Genomic DNA, 1,346 nt, shown 5'->3' on the forward strand with positions numbered 1-1,346 from the left:
CGTCTCAATCGTGCAATTCCCGCGATATCGGCGGACCGAGGGAGAAATCCGAGAACGTTACCTCAAAGCCTTCGCGTTGCGGCGAACAGCACATCATGCCGATGTCGACCGTCTTCGAGGTCGGGAAATAGGCAAGCCGCACAGGCTTCCAGTGGCTGTCGGAAGCGTCGAGGTACTGGACGCGGATCGCCTCGGCGTGACGGGTCAACCGGATCCTGACGCCGTTCGGATCGGCATGAATGGCGACCAGCGACCAGTCTGACGTGTCGTTGGTGACGACGACGGAGAAATAGGCAAGGCCGTCGGTGTACTCGATACCGGCCTTGATCCAGTGCGTTTCGCTGAGCCGGACCATCAGCCCGGCCTGATCATAGAGGACCTCGTAGTCGCCCTTGACCGTGACTTCGGCGCTGAAATCGCCCTCGACAGGCCGGTGCAGGAAGTGGCCGTTGTCGCGCCAGAAACCGTAGAAGGTCTCGCGCCAGAAATCGGTCTCCTTGCCGGTGCGCACACGAACGCTATCGCCCTCGATGGCGTGGTGCGGCGGCGGGTTAAGCCATGTCAGATCTTGCGCTGTCATCCTTTCGCGCCGCTCCAATCCAGATGTGCATGGCGGTGTTGCCGGCATGGTCGGCAGTGACCGATCAGTCAGGCTGATCAGTCGACGGCCGATCAGCCTGCGAACGTATAGGCCGTCTTCACCGTGGTGTAGAACTCCGCCGCATAGTGGCCCTGCTCGCGCGGCCCATAGCTCGAGCCCTTGCGGCCGCCGAAGGGAACATGGAAATCGACACCCGCCGTCGGCAGGTTGACCATCACCATTCCGGCCTCCGAATTGCGCTTGAAGTGCGTGGCATGCTTGAGGCTCGAGGTGCAGATGCCGGAGGTCAAGCCGAAGGGCGTGTCGTTGGCGACGGAAAGCGCCTCGTCATAGTCCTTGACGCGAATGACGCTGGCGACAGGTCCGAAAATCTCCTCGCGCGAACTGCGCATGGCATTGGTGGCCTCGGTGAGCAATGCCGGCTGCAGATAGAAGCCTGGCGTCTTGCGGTCGAGCCGCTCGCCGCCGAAGGCGAGCGTGGCACCTTCCCTGACGCCGATGGCGATATAGTCCTCGTCCTGCTTCAGCTGCGTCGCGTCGACGACAGGACCGATCTGGGTCTGCGCGTCGAGCGCATCGCCGATGACCAGTTTGCTCATGCGGTCCTTGAGGGCATCGACGAAACGGTCGTGAATGCCGTCAGCCACAATCAGCCTGGATGACGCAGTGCAGCGCTGGCCGGTCGAGAAGAAGGCGCCATTGAGCGCGCAATCGACGGCGATCGCAAGATCGGCATCGTCGAGCA

At 62.3% G+C, this 1,346-nt stretch carries 2 protein-coding genes; both read right to left on the minus strand.

Annotated elements, in window-relative coordinates:
• Nucleotides 1-4 precede the first annotated feature (4 nt).
• Nucleotides 5-580: a DUF1349 domain-containing protein gene (locus tag EN906_RS34275; protein WP_127266938.1), complete on the minus strand. Its 576-nt coding sequence runs from the start codon at nt 578-580 to the stop codon at nt 5-7.
• A gap of 92 nt (nt 581-672) precedes the next feature.
• The coding region (locus tag EN906_RS34280; protein ID WP_127375783.1) for an aldehyde dehydrogenase family protein at nt 673-1,346 on the minus strand (674 nt) is incomplete at its 5' end.

Origin of the sequence: Mesorhizobium sp. M7A.F.Ca.CA.004.06.1.1 (genome assembly GCF_003999135.1) — a bacterium.
Classification (GTDB): Bacteria; Pseudomonadota; Alphaproteobacteria; order Rhizobiales; family Rhizobiaceae; genus Mesorhizobium.